Source organism: Bradyrhizobium sp. WYCCWR15520 (genome assembly GCF_056174665.1).
Genome location: NZ_JBWBWM010000139.1, coordinates 1 through 1577, shown reverse-complemented (window position 1 = coordinate 1577; position 1577 = coordinate 1). Strand labels below are relative to the sequence as shown.

Genomic DNA, 1577 nt, shown 5'->3' with positions numbered 1-1577 from the left:
GGCCGTGCAGCTGCACTATACTCCAGTTTGATCGCTGACCTCAGTCAGCTGAATTTCGCAGACGCGGATGACCGCCGAGCCTTCCCTCCGACCCTACACAGCATATTCGCAAGGCATGGACTGTTCGGGCTCACCACACCAGGAGAGCACGGCGGATTAGCTCTTCCCTTGCAAGAGGCCATCGACATCATCTCCGCCACTGCATCCTTCGATGTCTCCGCTGCCTCTACCCTGGTCATCCATAACTTCCTGGCCTTGCCCTGCATCGAAGCGGCACCGCACATCCCCGAACAAAAGCATATCATTTGGGGTGCAACACGCGGCGATCTCTGCGCTTTCGCTTTGACGGAGCCTGGAGCTGGCTCTGCCCCGAGGCATATAGAGGCTTCGGCTCTCATGCACGAAGACAGAGTTCGTATCTCTGGCCGCAAGATTTGGATCGGCCTCGCTGACTGGGCTCGCTGGATCGTTTGCTTTGCGCGCGCGTCTGGTCCCGATGCGAAAGGTCGGCTCGTTGGTGTACTCGTTGACAGGCAGGCTCCAGGCCTGAAGGTCACGCACGAGCATCGCACGCTCGGTCTACGTGGCATTATTCAGAATACTCTGGAGTTTCAGGATGTTGAGGTGCCGCGTGCTTACGTGCTCTCTCGCGATCAAGACGGCTGGGGCGCGGCGGCATCTAGTATGAACCGCGGCCGTATCGGTGTGGCTGCTATGGGTCTTGGATCGCTTGAGCGCGCTATCCAGGTCGCAGCCTCTTATGCAAGCCATCGTCGACTCGGTAAACTGCGCATGATCGAGAACAGCTACATCGAGCAGTTATTTGGGCAGATGGTGCTGCGGCGGGAGGTAGTGAAGGCGATGCTGGTCGCATCCTGCCGACTTGTTTCAGCGCAGGGCGCGCCCAACGTCCACCTTGCGTCGGCAACGAAGGTTTTGTCCTCGGAATGGTGCGGCCTTGTCGCTGATCAATGCGTCCAGCTGTTAGGTGGCCGTGGTTACGATGAGGGAACGCCTTTAGCCAAAATCTATCGAGACGCTCGCATCCTCCGCATCTTCGAAGGTCCGACTGAGGCGCTCCTATCACATCTCGGCCGCTGCCTCCTCTCTAAAGCCACGCGTGACGAGATAGCCGATCTCTTTCGGTCAGTTGGTGCGGCATCAGTCCATGCTGCTGCAATTGAGGAACTCTCTGCGCTCAATGAGACAGACGGTGCCGCGCTGATCTATGCGGGTTGGCTCACCACACTGGGACTGGCACAGGCTGTCATGTCTGCTGGTTGCTTCTCTGCCTCAGATTGCGCCGCAGCAGCGGCTGACCTGGTCAGTTCCGAATTAGCAACTCTCCGTGCTCGCGCGCCGGCACGGCAATCTTTCGAAGGCCGCAATCGGGCCAGTCGGACTCTGACCACCTTCCTTCAAGACGCGGCTTGTTCCATTCGCTCACCTGTCCTCACAGACGATTACCTCAAATTGGTGCAGTATGTCTGAGATCTAGCGGATGCCGGACGTCTTTCCACGTGGTGGTGCCGCGCGCGACGACGCAGCTTCGGAAAGCCGAGGCGTCCCTGAGCACT

The 1577-nt window shown here is 58.8% G+C and carries 1 protein-coding gene; it reads left to right on the top strand.

Translation table 11 applies throughout. The features are described from left to right. Nucleotides 1-1491 (top strand): acyl-CoA dehydrogenase family protein (locus AC0QUY_RS42520; RefSeq protein WP_475391721.1); only part of this gene is annotated, 1491 nt, incomplete at its 5' end. Nucleotides 1492-1577 lie beyond the last annotated feature (86 nt).